General features: G+C 41.7%; 24 protein-coding genes and 1 riboswitch. Of the genes, 15 read left to right on the top strand and 9 right to left on the bottom strand.

Annotated features, from left to right (window positions below; translation table 11 throughout):
• Positions 1 to 169: 169 nt before the first annotated feature.
• Complete coding sequence (locus tag ACLGGR_RS16330; protein ID WP_041086807.1) at positions 170 to 412, top strand: type B 50S ribosomal protein L31; 243 nt, start codon at positions 170 to 172, stop codon at positions 410 to 412.
• A 79-nt stretch (positions 413 to 491) separates the two neighbouring features.
• Here ACLGGR_RS16330 and ACLGGR_RS16325 read toward each other — a convergent pair whose 3' ends face one another.
• Complete coding sequence (locus ACLGGR_RS16325; protein ID WP_251216317.1) at positions 492 to 1475, bottom strand: metal ABC transporter solute-binding protein, Zn/Mn family; 984 nt, start codon at positions 1473 to 1475, stop codon at positions 492 to 494.
• A gap of 214 nt (positions 1476 to 1689) precedes the next feature.
• Here ACLGGR_RS16325 and ACLGGR_RS16320 point away from each other — a divergent pair, with 214 nt between their 5' ends.
• Entirely contained in the window at positions 1690 to 2256 is a 567-nt protein-coding gene (locus ACLGGR_RS16320) for a beta-class carbonic anhydrase (RefSeq protein ID WP_024424929.1), read from the top strand.
• A gap of 1 nt (position 2257) precedes the next feature.
• Here ACLGGR_RS16320 and yidD read toward each other — a convergent pair whose 3' ends face one another.
• The gene (gene yidD, locus ACLGGR_RS16315) at positions 2258 to 2482 is read right to left on the bottom strand and encodes a membrane protein insertion efficiency factor YidD (RefSeq protein ID WP_039180891.1); all 225 of its coding nucleotides are present in this window, start codon (positions 2480 to 2482) and stop codon (positions 2258 to 2260) included.
• A gap of 126 nt (positions 2483 to 2608) precedes the next feature.
• Here yidD and ACLGGR_RS16310 point away from each other — a divergent pair, with 126 nt between their 5' ends.
• Together ACLGGR_RS16310 and ACLGGR_RS16305 are read left to right on the top strand one after the other, a co-directional pair.
• The gene (locus ACLGGR_RS16310) at positions 2609 to 3082 is read left to right on the top strand and encodes an S-ribosylhomocysteine lyase (protein WP_003217624.1); all 474 of its coding nucleotides are present in this window, start codon (positions 2609 to 2611) and stop codon (positions 3080 to 3082) included.
• A gap of 119 nt (positions 3083 to 3201) precedes the next feature.
• Positions 3202 to 3639, top strand: coding sequence for a FixH family protein (locus tag ACLGGR_RS16305; protein WP_142945715.1), 438 nt, complete (start codon positions 3202 to 3204; stop codon positions 3637 to 3639).
• Between the two features lie 8 nt (positions 3640 to 3647).
• Here ACLGGR_RS16305 and ytzI read toward each other — a convergent pair whose 3' ends face one another.
• Entirely contained in the window at positions 3648 to 3794 is a 147-nt protein-coding gene (gene ytzI, locus ACLGGR_RS16300; RefSeq protein WP_003217544.1) for a YtzI protein, read from the bottom strand.
• Between the two features lie 131 nt (positions 3795 to 3925).
• Between ytzI and ACLGGR_RS16295 the strand changes: the two genes are divergently transcribed.
• The 4 genes from ACLGGR_RS16295 (at position 3926) to ACLGGR_RS16280 (ending at position 5593) form a co-directional block, all read left to right on the top strand.
• Positions 3926 to 4363: a Dps family protein gene (locus ACLGGR_RS16295; RefSeq protein ID WP_142945714.1), complete on the top strand. Its 438-nt coding sequence runs from the start codon at positions 3926 to 3928 to the stop codon at positions 4361 to 4363.
• Positions 4364 to 4490: 127 nt separating this feature from the next.
• Complete coding sequence (locus ACLGGR_RS16290) at positions 4491 to 4682, top strand: hypothetical protein (protein ID WP_024424925.1); 192 nt, start codon at positions 4491 to 4493, stop codon at positions 4680 to 4682.
• Positions 4683 to 4836: 154 nt separating this feature from the next.
• Complete coding sequence (locus ACLGGR_RS16285; RefSeq protein WP_142945713.1) at positions 4837 to 5241, top strand: phage holin family protein; 405 nt, start codon at positions 4837 to 4839, stop codon at positions 5239 to 5241.
• A 43-nt stretch (positions 5242 to 5284) separates the two neighbouring features.
• Entirely contained in the window at positions 5285 to 5593 is a 309-nt protein-coding gene (locus tag ACLGGR_RS16280; protein ID WP_024425787.1) for a hypothetical protein, read from the top strand.
• Positions 5594 to 5622: 29 nt separating this feature from the next.
• On the opposite strand, the gene ACLGGR_RS16275 is transcribed toward ACLGGR_RS16280, so the two are convergent.
• Entirely contained in the window at positions 5623 to 6405 is a 783-nt protein-coding gene (locus tag ACLGGR_RS16275; protein WP_251216318.1) for an AIM24 family protein, read from the bottom strand.
• Between the two features lie 22 nt (positions 6406 to 6427).
• Positions 6428 to 7039, bottom strand: a complete 612-nt coding sequence (locus tag ACLGGR_RS16270; RefSeq protein ID WP_251216319.1) for a TerD family protein — start codon at positions 7037 to 7039, stop codon at positions 6428 to 6430.
• A 248-nt stretch (positions 7040 to 7287) separates the two neighbouring features.
• Between ACLGGR_RS16270 and ytkD the strand changes: the two genes are divergently transcribed.
• The gene (ytkD, locus tag ACLGGR_RS16265; protein WP_025093666.1) at positions 7288 to 7764 is read left to right on the top strand and encodes an RNA deprotection pyrophosphohydrolase; all 477 of its coding nucleotides are present in this window, start codon (positions 7288 to 7290) and stop codon (positions 7762 to 7764) included.
• A 30-nt stretch (positions 7765 to 7794) separates the two neighbouring features.
• Here the strand turns inward: ytkD and ACLGGR_RS16260 are convergent, their stop codons facing one another.
• From ACLGGR_RS16260 to ACLGGR_RS16250, 3 genes are read right to left on the bottom strand one after another with little or no spacing between them, the layout of a single operon-like run.
• The gene (locus ACLGGR_RS16260) at positions 7795 to 8541 is read right to left on the bottom strand and encodes an ABC transporter permease (RefSeq protein ID WP_369810477.1); all 747 of its coding nucleotides are present in this window, start codon (positions 8539 to 8541) and stop codon (positions 7795 to 7797) included.
• A gap of 34 nt (positions 8542 to 8575) precedes the next feature.
• On the bottom strand, positions 8576 to 9346 hold the full coding sequence (locus ACLGGR_RS16255) for an ABC transporter ATP-binding protein (RefSeq protein WP_034279407.1): 771 nt from the start codon (positions 9344 to 9346) through the stop codon (positions 8576 to 8578).
• A 15-nt stretch (positions 9347 to 9361) separates the two neighbouring features.
• Complete coding sequence (locus tag ACLGGR_RS16250; protein ID WP_251216320.1) at positions 9362 to 10363, bottom strand: ABC transporter substrate-binding protein; 1002 nt, start codon at positions 10361 to 10363, stop codon at positions 9362 to 9364.
• A 174-nt stretch (positions 10364 to 10537) separates the two neighbouring features.
• Between ACLGGR_RS16250 and ACLGGR_RS16245 the strand changes: the two genes are divergently transcribed.
• The 6 genes from ACLGGR_RS16245 to ACLGGR_RS16220 are packed head-to-tail and all read left to right on the top strand — an operon-like array spanning position 10538 to position 15674.
• Positions 10538 to 11266 (top strand): carotenoid biosynthesis protein, encoded by a 729-nt coding sequence (locus ACLGGR_RS16245; protein ID WP_251216321.1) that lies wholly within the window; start codon positions 10538 to 10540, stop codon positions 11264 to 11266.
• Positions 11235 to 11981, top strand: a complete 747-nt coding sequence (locus ACLGGR_RS16240; protein WP_251216322.1) for a lysophospholipid acyltransferase family protein — start codon at positions 11235 to 11237, stop codon at positions 11979 to 11981. The genes ACLGGR_RS16245 and ACLGGR_RS16240 overlap by 32 nt, the downstream gene beginning before the upstream one ends.
• A complete protein-coding gene (locus ACLGGR_RS16235; RefSeq protein WP_410973461.1) occupies positions 11966 to 13093 on the top strand; it encodes a glycosyltransferase family 2 protein in 1128 nt (375 codons plus the stop codon). Before ACLGGR_RS16240 ends, ACLGGR_RS16235 begins: the two co-directional genes overlap by 16 nt.
• A complete protein-coding gene (locus ACLGGR_RS16230; RefSeq protein WP_410973460.1) occupies positions 13090 to 14571 on the top strand; it encodes a phytoene desaturase family protein in 1482 nt (493 codons plus the stop codon). Before ACLGGR_RS16235 ends, ACLGGR_RS16230 begins: the two co-directional genes overlap by 4 nt.
• A 26-nt stretch (positions 14572 to 14597) precedes the next feature.
• Positions 14598 to 15392, top strand: a complete 795-nt coding sequence (locus tag ACLGGR_RS16225) for an alpha/beta hydrolase family protein (protein WP_268430044.1) — start codon at positions 14598 to 14600, stop codon at positions 15390 to 15392.
• Between the two features lie 39 nt (positions 15393 to 15431).
• Complete coding sequence (locus ACLGGR_RS16220) at positions 15432 to 15674, top strand: DUF2584 domain-containing protein (RefSeq protein WP_025092385.1); 243 nt, start codon at positions 15432 to 15434, stop codon at positions 15672 to 15674.
• A 45-nt stretch (positions 15675 to 15719) separates the two neighbouring features.
• Here ACLGGR_RS16220 and pckA read toward each other — a convergent pair whose 3' ends face one another.
• Complete coding sequence (gene pckA, locus ACLGGR_RS16215) at positions 15720 to 17306, bottom strand: phosphoenolpyruvate carboxykinase (ATP) (RefSeq protein ID WP_395894030.1); 1587 nt, start codon at positions 17304 to 17306, stop codon at positions 15720 to 15722.
• A gap of 226 nt (positions 17307 to 17532) precedes the next feature.
• Positions 17533 to 17667: riboswitch (SAM riboswitch) on the top strand.
• Positions 17668 to 17850 lie beyond the last annotated feature (183 nt).

Below are 17850 nucleotides of genomic sequence, written 5' to 3'. Positions count from 1 at the left end.
TCCGCCTTTCTTATCGCTTCTCTTTTTCATGATGCTTATTATTCTCCACCATTTTTAGATTATTCTTCCTGACTAAGAAAGCTTGTTTTTTGACAAGTTGTATAAGAGGGAGTAGAATATAATTATAAAACGTAATTATTACGTTTTGATAATGAAAGGAGTTTTGACATTGAAAAGAGATATTCATCCAACCTCACATGAAGTTGTATTTATGGACGTAAACAGCGGTTACCGCTTCTTGAGTAGATCTACAAAGACATCAAATGAGACAGTAGAGTGGGAAGATGGGAAAACGTATCCTGTCATTAAAGTAGAAACAAGCTCTGATACGCATCCTTTTTATACAGGGCGCCAAAAATTCGGAGAAAAAGGCGGAAGAGCCGAGCTGTTTAAGAAAAAATATCAAATGTAATCAAAAAGCAGCACACCTGATGATAAGGTGTGCTTTTTTACAGCAAAAAACCCCGGCTGATCACCCGGGGTTCAAAGAATTAATCATTTAAAGCGGTGTTTAAAGTCTTTAAGTTTTGTTTCATTAAGCTGACGTAGCTTTCGCCATTTTTGGTATCATCTTCAGTAATGGATTCTAAATTTTTAAGGGTTAAACTTTTTGCCCCAATTTCACTGCGGATTGTATCTGATACTTTGCTGCTGACGTTGTTTTCAAAAATAACGTATTGAATGTGATGCTTTTCCGCTTTTTGTACAATGTTTTCGAGCTGTTTTTGTGAAGGCTCTTCAGAAGCGGATAATCCTAAAACACTGATTTGCTCAATGCCATAGCGCTTTTCCCAATAACCATAGGCTGCGTGAGAAACAAGGATTTCTTTATGTTTCGCTTTAGATAATGTTGTTTTAAATTCTTGATCTAATGATTGCAAATCTTTTTTTAGATTTTCATAGTTTTTTGTGTATTCGTCTTTATGATCTGGATCTAATGAAACGAGGGTGTCTTTAATGTTTTTCGCCATTTGCTGCGCATAAACAGGATCTAACCATGCATGAGGGTCTTTATCTCCGTGATCGTGCCCGTCATGGTCGTGATCGTCTCCTTCGTGGTCATGATCTTCGCCTTCTTCATGTGCATGTTCTTCTTTTGTCGATAACAATTTGATGCCTTCGGCTGCTTTGACTGTTTTCACACCTTGGTTTTTTAGTGTGGCAGCAGTTTTGTCTGCGAATGCTTCAGCCCCTGTGCCGCTGTAGATAAAAGCATCACCTTCAGCCATTTCAACCATCGTTTTTGAACTTGGTTCAAAGCTGTGTGCATCTGCATTGGCAGGATATACGCTTTGAGCATGAACGTAAGAGCCGCCAATTTTTTCAGTGAAATCCTGGATTGGGAAGATCGTGGTGTAAATGATTAGTTTCCCGTCTGCTTTTCCTTTTGAAGCATTCGTGCCCGCATTGCTTGAGCAAGCGGCAAGACCGATCGCGAATAAAGCAGCTGTTAAAATAAAAAAGATTTTTTTCATGTAGAAAATGTCTCCTCTCAATCTAATAGATAGAAATGATTACGATTTAATGTCCTGAGTTATTGTATCGTAATAATTACGATTTGAAAAGAGGAAAATAAAAAATTTTCGTCAGCAGATGTTTCCTCTAAAAAAATAAGCTGCAAAACGTGACGAAATTTCTTACATTGTGCTATATTTATTTTTAAAAAAAGATAAAGGAATGGACAAACGTATGAAACTTTTAGATGAAATCATCGAATATAATCAACAATTTATTGAAGAAAAGAAATACGAAGAATTTACAACAACAAAGTTTCCACAGAAAAAAGCTGTCATTCTATCGTGTATGGATACAAGACTTGTTGAACTGCTTCCGCGTGCCATGAACATGAAAAATGGCGATATTAAGATTGTCAAAAGTGCTGGAGCGCTTGTTTCCCATCCATTTGGAAGTATTATGCGAAGCATTTTAGTTGCTGTTTATGAATTAAATGCTGACGAGGTATATGTCATTGGGCATCATGATTGCGGGATGAGCAAAATAGACAGCCAGACACTTTTAAATAAAGCCGTTGAGCGCGGTATTCCAGAAAAACGTATTGAAGTACTGGAATACTCAGGAATTGATTTTAAACAGTGGCTCAAAAGCTTTAGTTCAGTTGAAGAGAGCGTGAAGGACAGTGTGTCCGTAGTGAAAAATCACCCGCTTCTTCCATCAGATGTACCTGTACATGGGCTTGTCATTGACCCTGGAACAGGGAAGCTTGACTTAGTTGTCAACGGATATGAAGAAAAGTAAGTTATTTTTCCTTTTTAGGCGGAACAGGATCGATGCCGCCAGGATGAAGCGGATGACATTTTAAAATCCGTTTTATGGTAAGCCAGCCGCCCTTGATCGCGCCATGCGTTTTGATCGCCTCTAGTCCATAGTTTGAGCATGTTGGATAAAACCGGCAGCTTGGCGGTGTAAGAGGGGAAATACATTTTTGATAAAAGCGTATAATGCCGATAAAAATTTGTTTCATAGAGGTTCCTCCTTGTCTGTCTTCCACAGTATAAGAAAAAAGGACAAGGAAGGAAAGTTTTATAAACTAAACTGGTCGGAGAAATATGTTATAATATAGGAAATTGCAATTATAGGAGTGGTGATTATGCCTTCAGTTGAAAGCTTTGAACTTGATCATAATGCTGTAAAAGCGCCATATGTTCGTCATTGCGGCGTTCATAAAGTGGGATCAGATGGGGAAGTAAATAAATTTGATATTCGTTTTTGTCAGCCAAACAAGCAGGCGATGAAACCTGATACGATTCATACATTAGAGCATTTGCTTGCGTTTAATATTAGAACACACTCAGAGAAATATGATCATTTTGATATCATTGATATTTCTCCAATGGGCTGCCAGACAGGCTACTATTTAGTTGTCAGTGGTGCACCAACTCCAAAAGAGATCGTTGAACTTCTTGATGCAACATTCAAGGATGCGGTTGAAGTAACAGAAATTCCTGCTGCAAACGAAGAGCAATGCGGCCAAGCGAAGCTTCATGACCTTGAAGGGGCAAAACGATTAATGCGTTTCTGGCTTTCTCAGGATCAAGAAGAGCTTCTAAAAGTATTTGGTTAATTTGAATGATGAACCGGACATGTAGATGTCCGGTTTTTTATTTGAATTCAATCAGAGATGTCAAAATAGGGGATATTTGTTAAAATGGACATGTCAGTAAAAGAAGGGGGAAACGCAGGATGCGAAAATTGTTGGGAATGATTCTAATGCTCACGTTATTAAGTGCATGTGGAAATTCTGAAGCAAATAGCGGCAAAGGGGAAGTGCCTGAGCTATTAGAAGTAAAGCTCACAGGACCTGAGCAAGTGGAGAAAAATGAAAGCGTTATAGTAAAAGCAGCTGTCACATATGGTGATACGCCTGTTGATGATGCAGATGATGTTCAATTTGAAGTGTGGAAAGATGGCGACAAGGATAACAGCAAGATGATTCAGCCAAAGAAAGAAAACAAAGGTGTATACGAATTGCACACAGCCTTTAAAAAAGATGGCCTTTATATCATACAAGTCCATGTGACAGCTAAACAGCAGCATAATATGCCGAAAACGAACATCCACGTAGGTGAGGTGAAAAAAGAGAGTTCATCTACTGAAGAAAAAGAAACCTCACATCATTGAAAGCGGTTTTATTTTGGATTAGGACGTTGGTTTGGTTCAGCATCCTGTGGTGAATCGACTTTATGCTTATATTCATAAGCCTTCGATGTCGTCCACAATGATAAAAAGACAACGATTGAGATAATGATAAAGCTGATAATCCCAAGTAACAGCATCTAACTCCCTCCTTATTTCCATATTAACATATATTTCATGCAGTCAAAATAGAAGAAATTGATGGAAGGTTTCAGTATAATAAGAAAAGGGTATTCTCATACTAAACGCAATTACATAAGGAGGAATAAACATGTCTGAAAATTTATTAAACGTTGTCAATAAACAAGTAGCTGATTGGACTGTGCTTTACGTGAAATTACATAACTATCATTGGTATGTAAAGGGGAAAGATTTCTTTACACTTCATGAGAAATTTGAGGAACTATATACAGAAACAGCTACATATATCGATGATTTGGCTGAGCGTATGCTTGCTTTAAATGGACAGCCTGTTGCGACAATGAAAGAGTGCTTAGAAATTTCCAGCATTCAAGAAGCAGAAGGTAAAGAAACAGCGGAGCAAATGGTGAAAAATCTATATGCTGATTTCTCCAATATCGCTGAGGAATTAAAGAAAGGAATGGAGCTGGCTGCAGAGGTTGGCGATGAAACAACAGGTGATATGCTGCTTGCGATTCATCAATCCATTGAAAAACACAACTGGATGCTTAAAGCATATTTAGGATAATACACGTATGTGAAAAGAATGTCGGTCATAAACAAATCGACATTCTTTTTTTATTGGAATCGGGACAGACAGCCCATTGAAATCATAGGGCTTTCAGCCGAAGAGAAAAGAGAAGGGGGGGAAGAAGATGTCTTCTATTGCAGGAATGATGAGTCAGCAAGTAGCGAGCATTCAAAAGACACTCAATATCAGTTTGTTGAATTCACAGCTTGCTACGAATACAGCACAAGCTATGGTGATGCTGGATCAAGTGCAGCAGCAGCCTCAAGCTGTTCAGCCAAAGGATTCAGATGCTTCATTTATTGATGTCAGAGTCTAAAAAGAGAAGCCGCCTCATGGGGCGGCTTTTTTAGTCTCTTTCGTATCCCTGAGTACATAACAGCGCCTTTATTTTTTGTCGTCCAAGCTATTGCGAGAATCCGTCATATACTATTGAGGTAAGGAGTTCCACTTTGAAAGGATGTTGATGCCAAGTGAGCAAGGATTTAGGCATCTTTTCGTTGGTTACAGTGAGTTTGTCGGCGATGGGCTTTCTGTTTGGTGGAGCAGGATATTTACTGATGATTTTAGTGACGTTGATGGCTATTGAATTAATTTGTTCAAGCCTAAGAGAATCTTTGACTGGACAGCTCACAATGAAGCGGTTTTTTACGCGGCTTGTTCGAAAGGTTGTGACAGTCTCCTTAATATCTATGGCACATTTCTTCGATGTCATGCTGAAGACAAATGGGACGATTAAGGATTTAGCGATCATCTTTTATATTATTTATGAATCTTACCAGATCGTCTCGACAGCCAGAGCCCTTGGGATTCCCATTCCACAGTTGTTTATTGATGTGTTGGACATGTTGAAAAATAAATTACGCAAAAAGCCGTAATTTCCTCATATCTGGTCATACTAAAGGAAAAAGGATGATTCAGATGGCGAGACACACATACTATGTATCCGTACAAGATGGATCGATATCGCAGCATAGAGATGCGGCGGCTTGGCAATTTCAAATAGAAGCAGATGATGATCAAATCTTGCAGCTGAGAGACTATTTCGATGAACAGTATATGACAGATTGGAAAGGCTTCTTTCGGGCGCATGTTCCGTTTCTTGAATATCATTATGATAGTCCAAATGATGAAATGGATAGAAAAAGAAAAGAGATTTACACAATGATTTATGAGCTCGGCAATGAAGAGACAAGAAGCTTTATTGAGACAAATGGTTTGATGAATTGAAAAAGCATGTAGAGAGTCTCTACATGCTTTTATTTTCGCGGTTGTAAAATGCCTCCGATTAGATCACTGAGTCCGCCTCTATTTTCTTGCTGTGAATTGGTGAATTCATGAGAGGAACTCTGGCTCTGAGGCTCGTAGCGATTATCATCTAAGCCAACCCGTAAGCCAGATGTGCGCTCAGATGGCTGGATAATGACGATTTGATCTTGTTCCTGGAACTCAAATAAGTAGGATTCACCAGATGTTTGTCCAATGAAAGTTTTCCAGTTCACATCTAGTTTGACCTTCGGTGCTTTGCCTGTCCAAGCGACAATCGCGTCAGGGTCTACACGGCAGGGGGCTTTTAAAATGAGCGGATTTCCATTCGTTTTGATGGCGACCTGCGCTCCGTGACCTTGATAGGAGAGTTTTGATGTAAACAGTCCTTTCTGTGATAAAATACCAACGCCTACTGGTGTGACGCCGTAATGGCATTCCTCAGTAAAGGCAAGTAAATCTTCACTTTCTACACTTACATGCTGCCAAGGACCGCTTGGCTCAAGATTAATCACTGTTACATGCTCGCTTGCATCCGCCAAGTAGCAAGTACCTTGTCCACTCACTTCCATCATCTCAAGGTTTTCACCTGTGAATTTCCTGCTGATATGGTTAAATACTTGGCTGACCATATTTCCTTTATTCGTTCCAAGTAATCGCTTGCGGTATTGGAAACTTCCTTGATCGGCAATCATGGCGCCTTTTTTGGCAAAAAAGATTCCGCTGCCTTCTGCTTGTAAGGTAAGTTCTTCTATCGTGTTGAAATGAAATCCCATAGGTGCCGGCTCCTTTCCTGCATCAAGATGTAAATCCGTAGATGCGGCATAAATCATTTAAATCTAGAGTAGTCCCTTGCCCGGTCGCGGTGATTTTCCATTCCTCCTGATCTCTCGTAAGTTCAGCGCATATAATGGATGTACAATACGAATAATCCTCTGTTAACTGAAAGGTACAAATCTCTTGCTGCGAGATTTGATCCGTAAGGCGCAAGTAGGCATTGGTGACTTGTCCAAAATGATGCTGGCGTTCGTGTGCATCATGTATCGTGGCTGTGACGACAATTTTATGAATATCAGGTGAGACTCTGCTTAATTGCATAATAATCATTTCATTGTCTCGATACCCTCCGCCAAATTGATGATCACCAAGATGACGAACAGCTCCGTCTAAGCTTTGCTGCTGGTGATAATAGATCAGATGCTTAGGAGACAACAGCTTGTCCTCTTCATTTAAAAGAAACACTTGTGTATCTAAATCAATTGGCTGACCAGCCAGGTCCCAGCCAAGCCCGATATGAATTTGGTCGACCGCTGGATTGTCTTTTGTTAAATCTAACTTTTGCCCTTTCACGAGGTGTTTCTTGATCACCTCATGGGGGGCGTCTTGTTTTGACCCATTTTTTGTACTCATGCTGATTTCCTCCTCGTTGTCATAGGACCAACAATGATTCATTTACGTCATATAGGGATAAAAGGTTTCATGATTAAATTTGGGTGAAGTTGGAGATGATAAAAAGGTTTTAGCAACAATACCTCATTTTAGATACAGACGAGTTGGAACCACTCGTTTGTTTCACTTTTGATAAAAATTCTTCAGAGAAATGTGATCTGTGGTATGATGTTTTACAAGAAGCAAGGACAGGATATGAGGGATTTCACATGCATGTATTTAAAGACTATTATCATAATACGGTCAAGCTCTCTTTTGAGGAGAAGCCTTTTTCAAGTCATCCTAAGCATGTTTGGGCCATCTGCCGCTACCAAGGGAAGTGGCTGCTCACTGAACATGAGGATCGGGGCTATGAGTTTCCAGGAGGGAAAGTTGAGCCGGATGAAGAAGCAGACCAAGCCGCTATACGGGAGATTCAAGAAGAGACGGGTGCTGTTGTTCGTGAATTAACGTATATTGGTCAATATCAGGTGCTGGGCAGAGAAAAGGTCATTGTCAAGAATATTTATTTCGCTGATATTGAAAAGCTAGTGAAGCAAGACACGTATTTTGAAACGAAAGGACCCGTTCTTTTTGCAGACTTGCCAAGATCCATCGCAAAAAATAAGAATTTCAGTTTTATTATGAAAGATGATGTGTTAAGACAAAGTCTTGCTTATTTAGAAAAGAACGGTTTGATTCGTTAAAAAAGCGCAGGGAGACAATCCCTGTGCTTTTTATTTTTGAAGAAAACGGCGTTCGAGCCATTCCACAAGCTGGTACATGATGGTCGCAAACACGGCAATAATGAAAAGACTTAAGAACACGAGTGTAAAGTTGAAGACTTGAAATCCGTAAATGATCATGTAGCCGAGCCCTTTTGAGGAAACAAGAAATTCTCCTACAATGACCCCAACCCAAGAAAGGCCGACATTGACCTTGATGGCAGAAATCATCGTTGGAATACTAGCTGGCAAAATGACCTCGCGAAAGACGACGCTTTTTTTCGCACCAAAGGTTTTCATCACCTTTAAATAATTCTCATCGACCTCTTGAAAGGCTGTGTAAATGACGATTGTTGTAATGATTACACTAATGATCGCGCCCATGGCAACGATGCTAATCATACCAGGCCCAAGGGCAACAATTAAAATCGGGGCGAGGGCAACTTTTGGCATGGCATTTAAAATGACTAAATAAGGATCAAGAACGTTTGCCAGGCGGGTGGACCACCATAAGGCGGCAGCAAGCAAAATGCCGCAAAAGGTACCAAGTAGAAATCCGAGCACCGTTTCAAATAATGTAATACTCATATGATTCACTAAAGATCCATCGGATATTTTTTGTACAAACAATTGGCAGACCGCAGATGGTGAACTAAATATCAGTGGATCGATGAGACGAAAATGACTGGCAAGCTCCCAAAGCGAAAAGAAGCTGGCGAAAATAATGAACTGATAGATTCGGGTCATGCGTTTTTCCATTCGGTATTTTTTGCGATAGGCTTCATGTAAAAGGTCACTGTGTTTCAACTGTTTTCAGCTCCTTCCAAATCGTTTGAAAGAGCTCTTGGAAACTCTGGGTCTGTCTTGCTTTAAAAGGAGAAAGAGTCCTCAGATCATCTGGAACGGTAAAGATTCGCTGGATCGAGCCAGGATGCTTTGAGAATAAGAAAATGCGGTCACTCATCGCAATGGCTTCGCCGATGTCATGTGTCACAAGGACCGCTGTTTTTTGATAGTTTTTGAGTGTATGAAAGACGAGATCCTCTAAAGTGAGTTTGGTTTGGTAGTCTAGAGCTGAAAAGGGTTCATCTAGTAAAAGCAGACCGGGATTCACTGCAAGCGTTCGGGCGAGAGCCGCACGCTGCCTCATGCCGCCTGACAGCTCCTTCGGGTATTTTTCCTCTACATCATGAAGGCCAAGCTTAGGCAGTAAGCCAAGAGCAGCGGAGGTGGCTTCATGTGAATCTTGTTTGGTGATTTTTAACCCGAGAATGATATTTTCCTTGATGGTTTTCCAAGGGAACAAATAATCTTGCTGGAGCATGTAGCCGATTTGATGCTCCTTTTGATTCGGTTCTTTTCCTTCGATTAAAATTCGGCCTTCAGAGGGCGGCGTGATTCCTGCAATGATAGACAGCAGGGTGGTTTTTCCGCAGCCGCTGGGACCAATAAATGAGATAAATTCACCTTGGTCTATCTCCATATTGATGTGCTGTATGGCCGTTGTTTTTTCTTTTAAAGAGAAGTACGTGTGGGTCACATGGTCAATTTGAAGGAAAGACATGTGCTACCTCCTATTCTATTTGTGATCTGTGACCTTCTTTGCAATGGATGAATCGACAAGTTGTTTGTATGGGATAAATTTCGGCAATTCATCGCTCTCCTTCATGATTTCCTGCAATTTGTTCCATTCCTCTTCATTCAGAAGGGGATCTGTTGCATAGGAGTCCTGCTGTTTGTAACGTTTAATGGCAGTTGATAAGACATCAAGTTCTGTGTCAGGAAAATGAGATTGAATGGCTTTGGCGATCTCCTCTGGCTGTTTGGCTTCTACCCATTTCTGTGCTTTATAAATGGCACGAGTGAAGGCTTCTGCTGTCTCTTTGTTTTCCTCTAAGTAACTCTTCTTTGCCATGAAGGTGGTATACGGCACCTTTCCGGAAGCCTCTCCAAAGGAGGCGGTAATGTACCCTTTGCCTTCTTTTTCAATTAAGGAAGCTGTCGGTTCGAATAACTGCACAAAATCGCCAGTTCCAGAGGAGAAAGCACCTGAAATGTTGGCAAAATCAATATTTTGAATCATGCGGAGATCCTTTTTTACATCAATGCCTTCCTTTTTCAGGACATATTCACCGACCATTTGCGGCATGCCGCCTTTCCGCTGCCCAAGAAAGTCTTTTCCTTTTAATTGATCCCAAGAGAATTCGCTCACTTTCTCCCTTGAAACAAGAAATGTACCGTCTGTTTGTGTCAGCTGTGCAAAGTTGATGACAGAGTCTTTTGTGTCTTGAGCCTCTACATAGATAGAGGATTCAGATCCGGTCAGGGCGATATCTGCACCGCCGGATAAGAGAGCTGTCATCGTTTTATCGCCGCCCCAAGTCGTTTTTAATTCAACCTCTAGCCCTTCTTCTTTGAAGAAATCCTCAGATAAGGCAACATATAGCGGAGCATAAAAAACCGAATGGGTCACCTCGGCTACTTGTACGGTCTGCTCTTGTTCTTTTTTACAGGCGACAAATGGAATAAAGAGCAGGACAACGACGATGAATGCCAGTCTGACTTTGATGGAACGATTCAAGAGTAATTCGCCTCCTTTGTTCTAGATCACTAATTAAAGTATGTCGAAAGGGATTTTTGGTGAGTGCCTAGATGAAAATAAGAAGCGCATTGTTTATTTATAGAACGTGTCTTTTTTTCTATACTAGAAGCATGAATACTTTCTTGAATTTGGAAGAAATAAAGGAGCGGTTTCGTGTATAGGATCAGTTGGGTATTTCTTGGATGGTATTTAGTAGGGCTCATATTAATGGTCTCTTTTGAAGTGCCAGCATGGCTTCAGTTTGCAAATGGCATTTTCCTTGTGCTGTATGCCTGCTGTGTGATAGAGATTGGGCGTAATATTTATGGATCATGGGGGTTTGTGATCAAAAGGGCAGCGATTGTCGGGGTGCTGACATTTACGGTTGAATGGGTAGGGATCACAACCGGGTTTCCTTTCGGGGCCTATGATTATTATCCGACGTTAGGTTTTCTAGTGGCAGGCGTGCCTTTAACCATTGCTTTTGCATGGGTTGGTGTGTTTTTAAACAGCCTTTTTTTATCCACTCAGCAGTCGAAATGGAAACGAGCAGTCGAAACGGGGATATGGATTGTCTTGCTTGACCTCATATTAGACCCAGTAGCAGCTGAACGGAAATTTTGGGTGTGGTATGACGGGAGTGGTTTTTATGGTATTCCTTTTGAGAATTTTGTGAGCTGGGGTATGATTGGAGCAGGACTTTCCTTTCTCTTCCCGCTTGTTCAGATTGGTCAAAAGGCCCTGAGCTGGACGAGCCGTATTTATCAGGCAATGGTGTTCTTTTTTGGTGTGCTGGCATTAAAGGGCGGGCTCGATGTCATTTTTTATTTAGCACTGATCATTGTTATTTTGTGTGAAGGAAGGGTTCAATTTGAAAGAAAGCGACAAAAGCCGATCGTTTAGACGTATATTTTCTCTTTATCTTGAGCGGTATTTACTTCATAAACATTTCCGCTGCGTGATGATGAAAGGCTCAGTGGACCCAAACGAGAAGCTGCCTGTTCTTTATCTCGCCAATCATAGCTCGTGGTGGGATGGACTGATTATCTTTCTTTTAACAGAAAAGGCGTCTGAGCTCGATCACTATATGATGATGGAAGAGAAGCAGCTGAAGCAATATGCCTTTTTCCGAAAGCTTGGTGCGTTTCCGGTTCATAAAGAGAATCTGAAAAGTGTGAAGCAAGCATTAATGACGGCAAAAGAGAACATGCAGGCTGGCGGGGCTGTATGGCTTTTCCCGCAGGGGAAAATCATGCATCAGGATGTGCGGCCGCTTGAATTGGAGGGCGGGGCTTCTTTTTTAGTGAGACAATTTGAGCAAGTCGTGGTGAAGCCTGTGACCTTGCATTATACATTTAATCAATTTCAAAAGCCGACAGTATCTGCTTTGTTTGGTGAAGATACCTTAGTATGTGGCGGAGAACTTCGAAGCAAGGACGTGACGAATTTGCTTAGCGATCTGCTTGAAACGCAGTTAAACGCACATCAAGCACAGGTCATCGAGGATCCTGATTTTACAACTAATCAAGAATTTAGACAGATGACGAGGACAAGTCAGTCAACAAGTGATGCGTTTGATTCCTTTAAAAAGTGGGTGAAAACATGGCGGTCTTCTTAACCGTGATCAGTGTACTCTTGCTCTGTCAGTTTATTTTCACCATATGGAATATGAGGCAGCTTCCTGTTTTAAAGCCAGCATCCATTTCGCCTGATGAACCTATTTCGTTATCGATTTTAATTCCAGCGAGAAATGAGGAAAAAAGGATAGAAGCCTGTCTTCAGTCGATTGTTGATCAACGTCTTTACCCGAAAGAGCTTATCGTACTTGATGACCATTCGACAGATCAGACAAGAGCGATGGTGGAGCGCTTCGCAGAAACATATCCGTGGATCCGTGTCCAGTCAGGTCAGCCATTAAAGCGGGGCTGGCTTGGTAAATCATATGCCTGCTCTCAGCTCGCGGAGGCAGCAGTTTCTGATTGGCTGCTATTTTTAGATGCGGATGTCCGGTTAAAAAAAGGGGCAGTTGAATCAGTATACAAGCAGTTATGCATGCAAAAAACGGGTATGCTGTCAGGTTTTCCAGAACAAAAAACAGGCACATTGTTTGAGCATCTTGTGGTTCCCATGATGATGTTTACCATTGGCTGTCACCTGCCAGTGAAATGGGTAAGAAAATCTAAGAATCCCGCTTTTGCCGCAGCACATGGCGGTTTTATTGCGATTGAAAAGAATTGTTATCACGACATTGGCGGGCATGAAGCGATCAAGGATTCATTAGTTGATGATATGGCTTTGGCTAGAAGGGTGAAAGAAAAAGGCTTTCCGTTCACACTTGCAAGCATTTATCCATTTGTGTATATGAGAATGTATGAGAGTGGACAAGAGGTTTGGGAAGGTTACCGGAAAAATTTGTTCCCGGGCGTGAATCGAAGCATTGCTTTGTTAAGCAGTGTCTTTTGTTTATACACCCTCCTTTATTTGGTTCCTGTCATTTGTTTCATGATCGCATTGTTTCAGCTGGATGTTTTGAGCATATGCTTAGCCATTCTTTGCTATGGGCTGGGTGTGTCGATTAAAGCGGCAATTGATATTGAAAACGGGCGGACATCTGCGATGGCTTTTTTATTGCCGGTCAGTATTTTAAGTCTGATCGCCATTGGCTTTGCTTCTATGAAAATCGGGCTGAAAAAAGAAGGGTATGAATGGAAAGGGAGAAGGTACGAATGAAAAAAGTGATCATCATCGGCGGCGGACTTGGCGGATTATCAGCCGCGATCCGTCTACAGTCACGCGGGGTTCAGGTCACCATTTTAGAAAAAGAAGCGGCTTTAGGCGGGAAATTGCAGCGCCATCATGGGGCAGGCTACTCTTTTGATTTAGGACCGAGTACCATTACAATGAAGGCATATTTTGAAGAAGTGTTTACAGCCTGTCATAGACGGATGGAGGATTATGTGACCTTTTATCCGATTTCTCCGCTTACCAAAAATATTTTTTCAGATGGACATACGGTTGAGTTTACGCCGAATATGGAGCAAATGGAATCACAAATTGCTGCATTCAGTCCTGAAGATGCGAAGCAATACCGTGCATTTTTGCAGGAATCAAAAACGCTTTTTCAAAAGGCAGAGGAGCAGTTTTTAAATCGTCTGTTATTGAGCTGGAAGGATAAGGCCGATTTAAAGCTGATGAAAGCACTTCTCGCTGTCAAACCATTCACATCCGTTCAGCGCCTGCTGCGTCAATATTTCCGTCACCCCCATACATTGGCGATGTTTGGACGGTATGCCACTTATATTGGCTCCTCTCCCTACGAGGCGCCGGCTATTTTTAATATGATGGCGTATTTAGAAGGGGAGAAAGGGATTTATGGAATAAAGGGTGGTACATATCGTTTAGTTGAGGCTTTTGAGACACTGGCAAAAGAATTAGGCGTTCACATTCACCTCAATGAGCAAGTCAACAAGATTCATGTGAAGGATCGGCGGATCAAAGGAGTGGAGACGGATCAGCAGATGTATGAGGCAGATCAAGTCATTGCAGGAGCAGATGCGCTGACTGTATACCGTCATCTTATAGATGAAAAAGACCGTCCTCGTTTTTTAAATCAAAAACTGTCTGGCATTGAACCGTCGTTATCGGGCTTTGTTCTCCTATTAGGTGTACCTAAAGTCTATGAACAGCTGGCCCATCACAATGTGTTTTTCCCAGAGGATTATGAGCAAGAATTCAAGGATATTTTTCAGAAAAAACAACTGCCTCAAGACCCGGCGCTTTACATATGCTATTCAGGTCATTCAGAACCAGCTTTAAGCGGAGGACCGGGAAGAAGCAACCTGTTTGTACTGGCCAATGCACCTTATGTGACAAAAGAGCAAGATTGGGACATGCTAAAGGAGACATATCGTCAGCATGTGAAAACCAAATTAAAAGAAAAAGGTCTTTTTGATATGGATGAGCTTATCGAATATGAAGCAGTTCAAACCCCGCTTGATCTGCAACAGAAAACGGGTGCATATCGTGGAGCCATTTATGGCATGTCTTCAAACTCGTTCAAACAGGCGTTCTTTCGCATCAATAATCAGTCAAAGGACATTGAAGGATTGTGGTTTGTTGGGGGAACAAGTCATCCTGGCGGCGGCACGCCAATGGTGACAAAATCAGGTCAGCTTGTCGCAGAAGCGATGCTGAAGCAATGGACATAATCAGAGATGAAAAGGAGAGAAATCAAGTGATTGTGGAAAAAAGAAGGTTTCCGTCGCCCCATCCGCATATTCACTTATATACTGTGACCTATGAGGCAGATGGACTTCGGATGAAAGGGCTGCTCGCTGAACCGGCCGGAGAAGGTTTCTACGACGGCTTTTTGTATTTACGAGGCGGCATTAAAAATGTAGGGATGGTCAGACCTGGCCGGATTGTGCAATTTGCCGCGCAGGGCTTTGTCGTCTTTGCTCCCTTTTACCGAGGAAATCAGGGAGGCGAAGGGAACGAAGATTTTGCCGGGGAAGATCGAAAAGATGCGTTTGCTGCCTTTCAGCTGTTAAAGCAGCACAAAAAAGTGAAAAAGGATCGCATTCATATCTTTGGTTTTTCACGAGGCGGTATTATGGGTATTTGGACCGCTGTTGAAATGAAACACGAGGCAGCTTCCTTTGTCACATGGGGAGGCGTCAGTGACATGAAACTGACATATGAAGAGCGTGTGGATATGAGACGGATGATGAAGCGTGTGATTGGCGGTCCGCCGCATAAGGTGCCAGAGGCATATGAGAACAGAACCCCTTTAAATGATGTGGATCAAATTGAAGCACCAGTCCTCATCATCCACGGAGAAGAAGATCAAAATGTATCGATTGAGCATGCGTATTTGTTAGAAGATGCGCTGCGCCAGCACGGGAAGTCCGTGGAGACATGGTATTTCCACGGATACAACCACTACTTCCCGCCGCAGCATAATCGAGAAATTGTGAGAAGGCTGACCACGTGGATGCACAGCCGAAAAAGCGGAAATGTGGTAAAATAAGCAGTATAACGAAATATAGAAAGTAGGGGGATTTTCATTATGGGAATGCCTGTTGAATTTAATACAATGATTGTCACAAAGGGAAAAGAGACAAGAATTGAAGAAAATGTATTTGAACTCATGAAGGATGGATACCGCATTTATCCATTAAATATTCCACTTGAGGTGCGCAAAACGAAAGACGGAGAAAAAACAGGGACAGCACATGTTGAAAAGCTGGAGCTGACAGACAATGTGACAAAGGTCACTTACCGACTCGTTTCATTGCATTCAACAAACTAACCAAAAAAGCTGAGGGAATGATTCTCCTCAGCTTTTGTCATTTGATTATACGAGTGGTCCGCCTTTGGCTTCAATGTCACTTGCTGCGTGGCTGAATTTTTGGAAGTTCTTTTTAAATTCATTGGCAAGGAAGTGTGCTTTTTCTTGATAAGCCTCTTGGTCATCCCATGTTTTAGAAGGTTGAAGCACTTCATCTGGTACGCCAGGAATATGAAGCGGGATGTGTAATCCAAAGATGTCATCAGTGATCATCTCGGCATTGTCAAGGTCACCTTCGATTGCTGCCTGTACCATTGCTCTTGTATGAGCAAGATTCATACGTTTGCCTGTACCATAGCCTCCGCCAGTCCAGCCTGTATTCACAAGGAATACTTTAGCACCGTGCTCATCAATCTTTTTGCCAAGCATTTCAGCATAGACGTGAGCCGGTAGCGGGAGGAATGGTGAACCGAAGCAAGTAGAGAATGTTGTTTCTGGTGATGTGACACCGCGCTCAGTTCCAGCTAATTTACTTGTGTACCCGCTCAAGAAATGGTACATTGCCTGTTCTTTTGTTAAACGGCTGATTGGAGGTAAAACGCCAAACGCATCAGCTGTTAAGAAGACAATGGCAGATGGATGTCCTGCGATACTTGGTTTCACGATGTTATCAATCATTTCGATTGGATAAGCAGCGCGTGTATTTTCAGTAAAGAATGTATCATCGTAATCCGCTTCACGTGTTTCTTCATCAAGCACAACGTTCTCAAGAACTGATCCGAAGCTGATCGCTTTGTAGATCTGTGGTTCTTTTTCTTCACTTAAGTTCACACATTTCGCATAGCATCCGCCCTCGATATTGAAGACCCCTGTGCCAGACCAGCCGTGTTCGTCGTCTCCGATCAGCTTGCGGCTTGCGCTTGCAGAAAGCGTCGTTTTCCCAGTGCCTGAAAGTCCAAAGAATAAGGCTACGTCGCCTTCTTGACCTACGTTTGCTGAGCAGTGCATGGATAAAATATCTTGCTCAGGAAGCAAGTAGTTCATCACAGAGAAAATGGACTTTTTCATTTCTCCTGCATATTCTGTTCCACCGATAAGAATCGTGCGTTTTTCAAAAGAAACGATGATAAACGTTTCAGAGTTTGTGCCATCTGTTGCAGGATCTGCTTTAAAGTGCGGTGCAGATAAGATGGTGAAAGGTTTTTCGTTTGAAGAAGGTGTTGATCCATCAGGTCTGATGAATAGCTGCTTTGCAAAAAGATTGTGCCATGCGAATTCGTTTACAACTGTAATCGGCATACGGTATCTTTCATCAGCGCCGGCAAATCCTTCAAAGACGAATAGTTCATCACGTTCTTTTAAGTATGACACAACCTTTGTATATAAACGGTCAAATGCTTCTTTGGAGATCGGCTGGTTGACTTGACCCCAATCGATTTTATGTTCAGAGCTTTCTTCTTTGACGATAAATTTATCTTTAGGCGAACGTCCTGTGTAGGCTCCAGTTGTGGCACGGACAGCTCCTGTTGATGTTAAAACGCCTTCATTACGTGCCAAAATCTTTTCAACAAGTTTCGGAACAGATAAATTTTGGTGCGTATTTTCTAATGAGAGCAATGACTGCAAATCTTCTTTTAAATCCACTGAGTTCATAAAAAAACCCTTCCTTTACCGTTGAATTTGTTTGTTTTGATTAGTATAACACATTGATAATAATAGTCTATACTATTTAAAGATTTTTGTGTGTGTTTTTTCATTTCTGCAATGAAAATATGCTTTTTGGTGATGCTAATGGTGGGGTGAAAAAAGAGGGAGATAATTCTTATGAAGCATTGACATGACGCAAGGGTTTAAGATAAGATATCTTATTGAACGGATACTCTTATCCCGAGTTGGTGGAGGGACAGGCCCGATGAAGCCCAGCAACCGGTTTCTTATTTAAAAGGCATGAAAATGCTGAGAAACCAAGGTGCTAACCTGATGCAAGGTACAAGAACACCTTGAGCGATAAGAGTGAAAGGCATGCGATCTCAGACCCTTTCCTCGCAATGAAGGAAATGGTTTTTTTATTTTTGGGATATCATATGAACAAATTGCCAATAACATCTCTAATATAAACGTTTTTAAATATAAGAGGGAACGAGTTCCGTATCATATTGGAGGCCTCATCTTGGGATGATGTGGTCTTGTACAGGAG

Origin of the sequence: Bacillus sp. BD48 (assembly GCF_046566805.1) — a bacterium.
Taxonomy (GTDB): Bacteria; Bacillota; Bacilli; order Bacillales; family Bacillaceae; genus Bacillus; species Bacillus safensis.
Note: the sequence above shows the minus strand (reverse complement) of the source record. Positions and strands in the feature narration are given on the sequence as shown.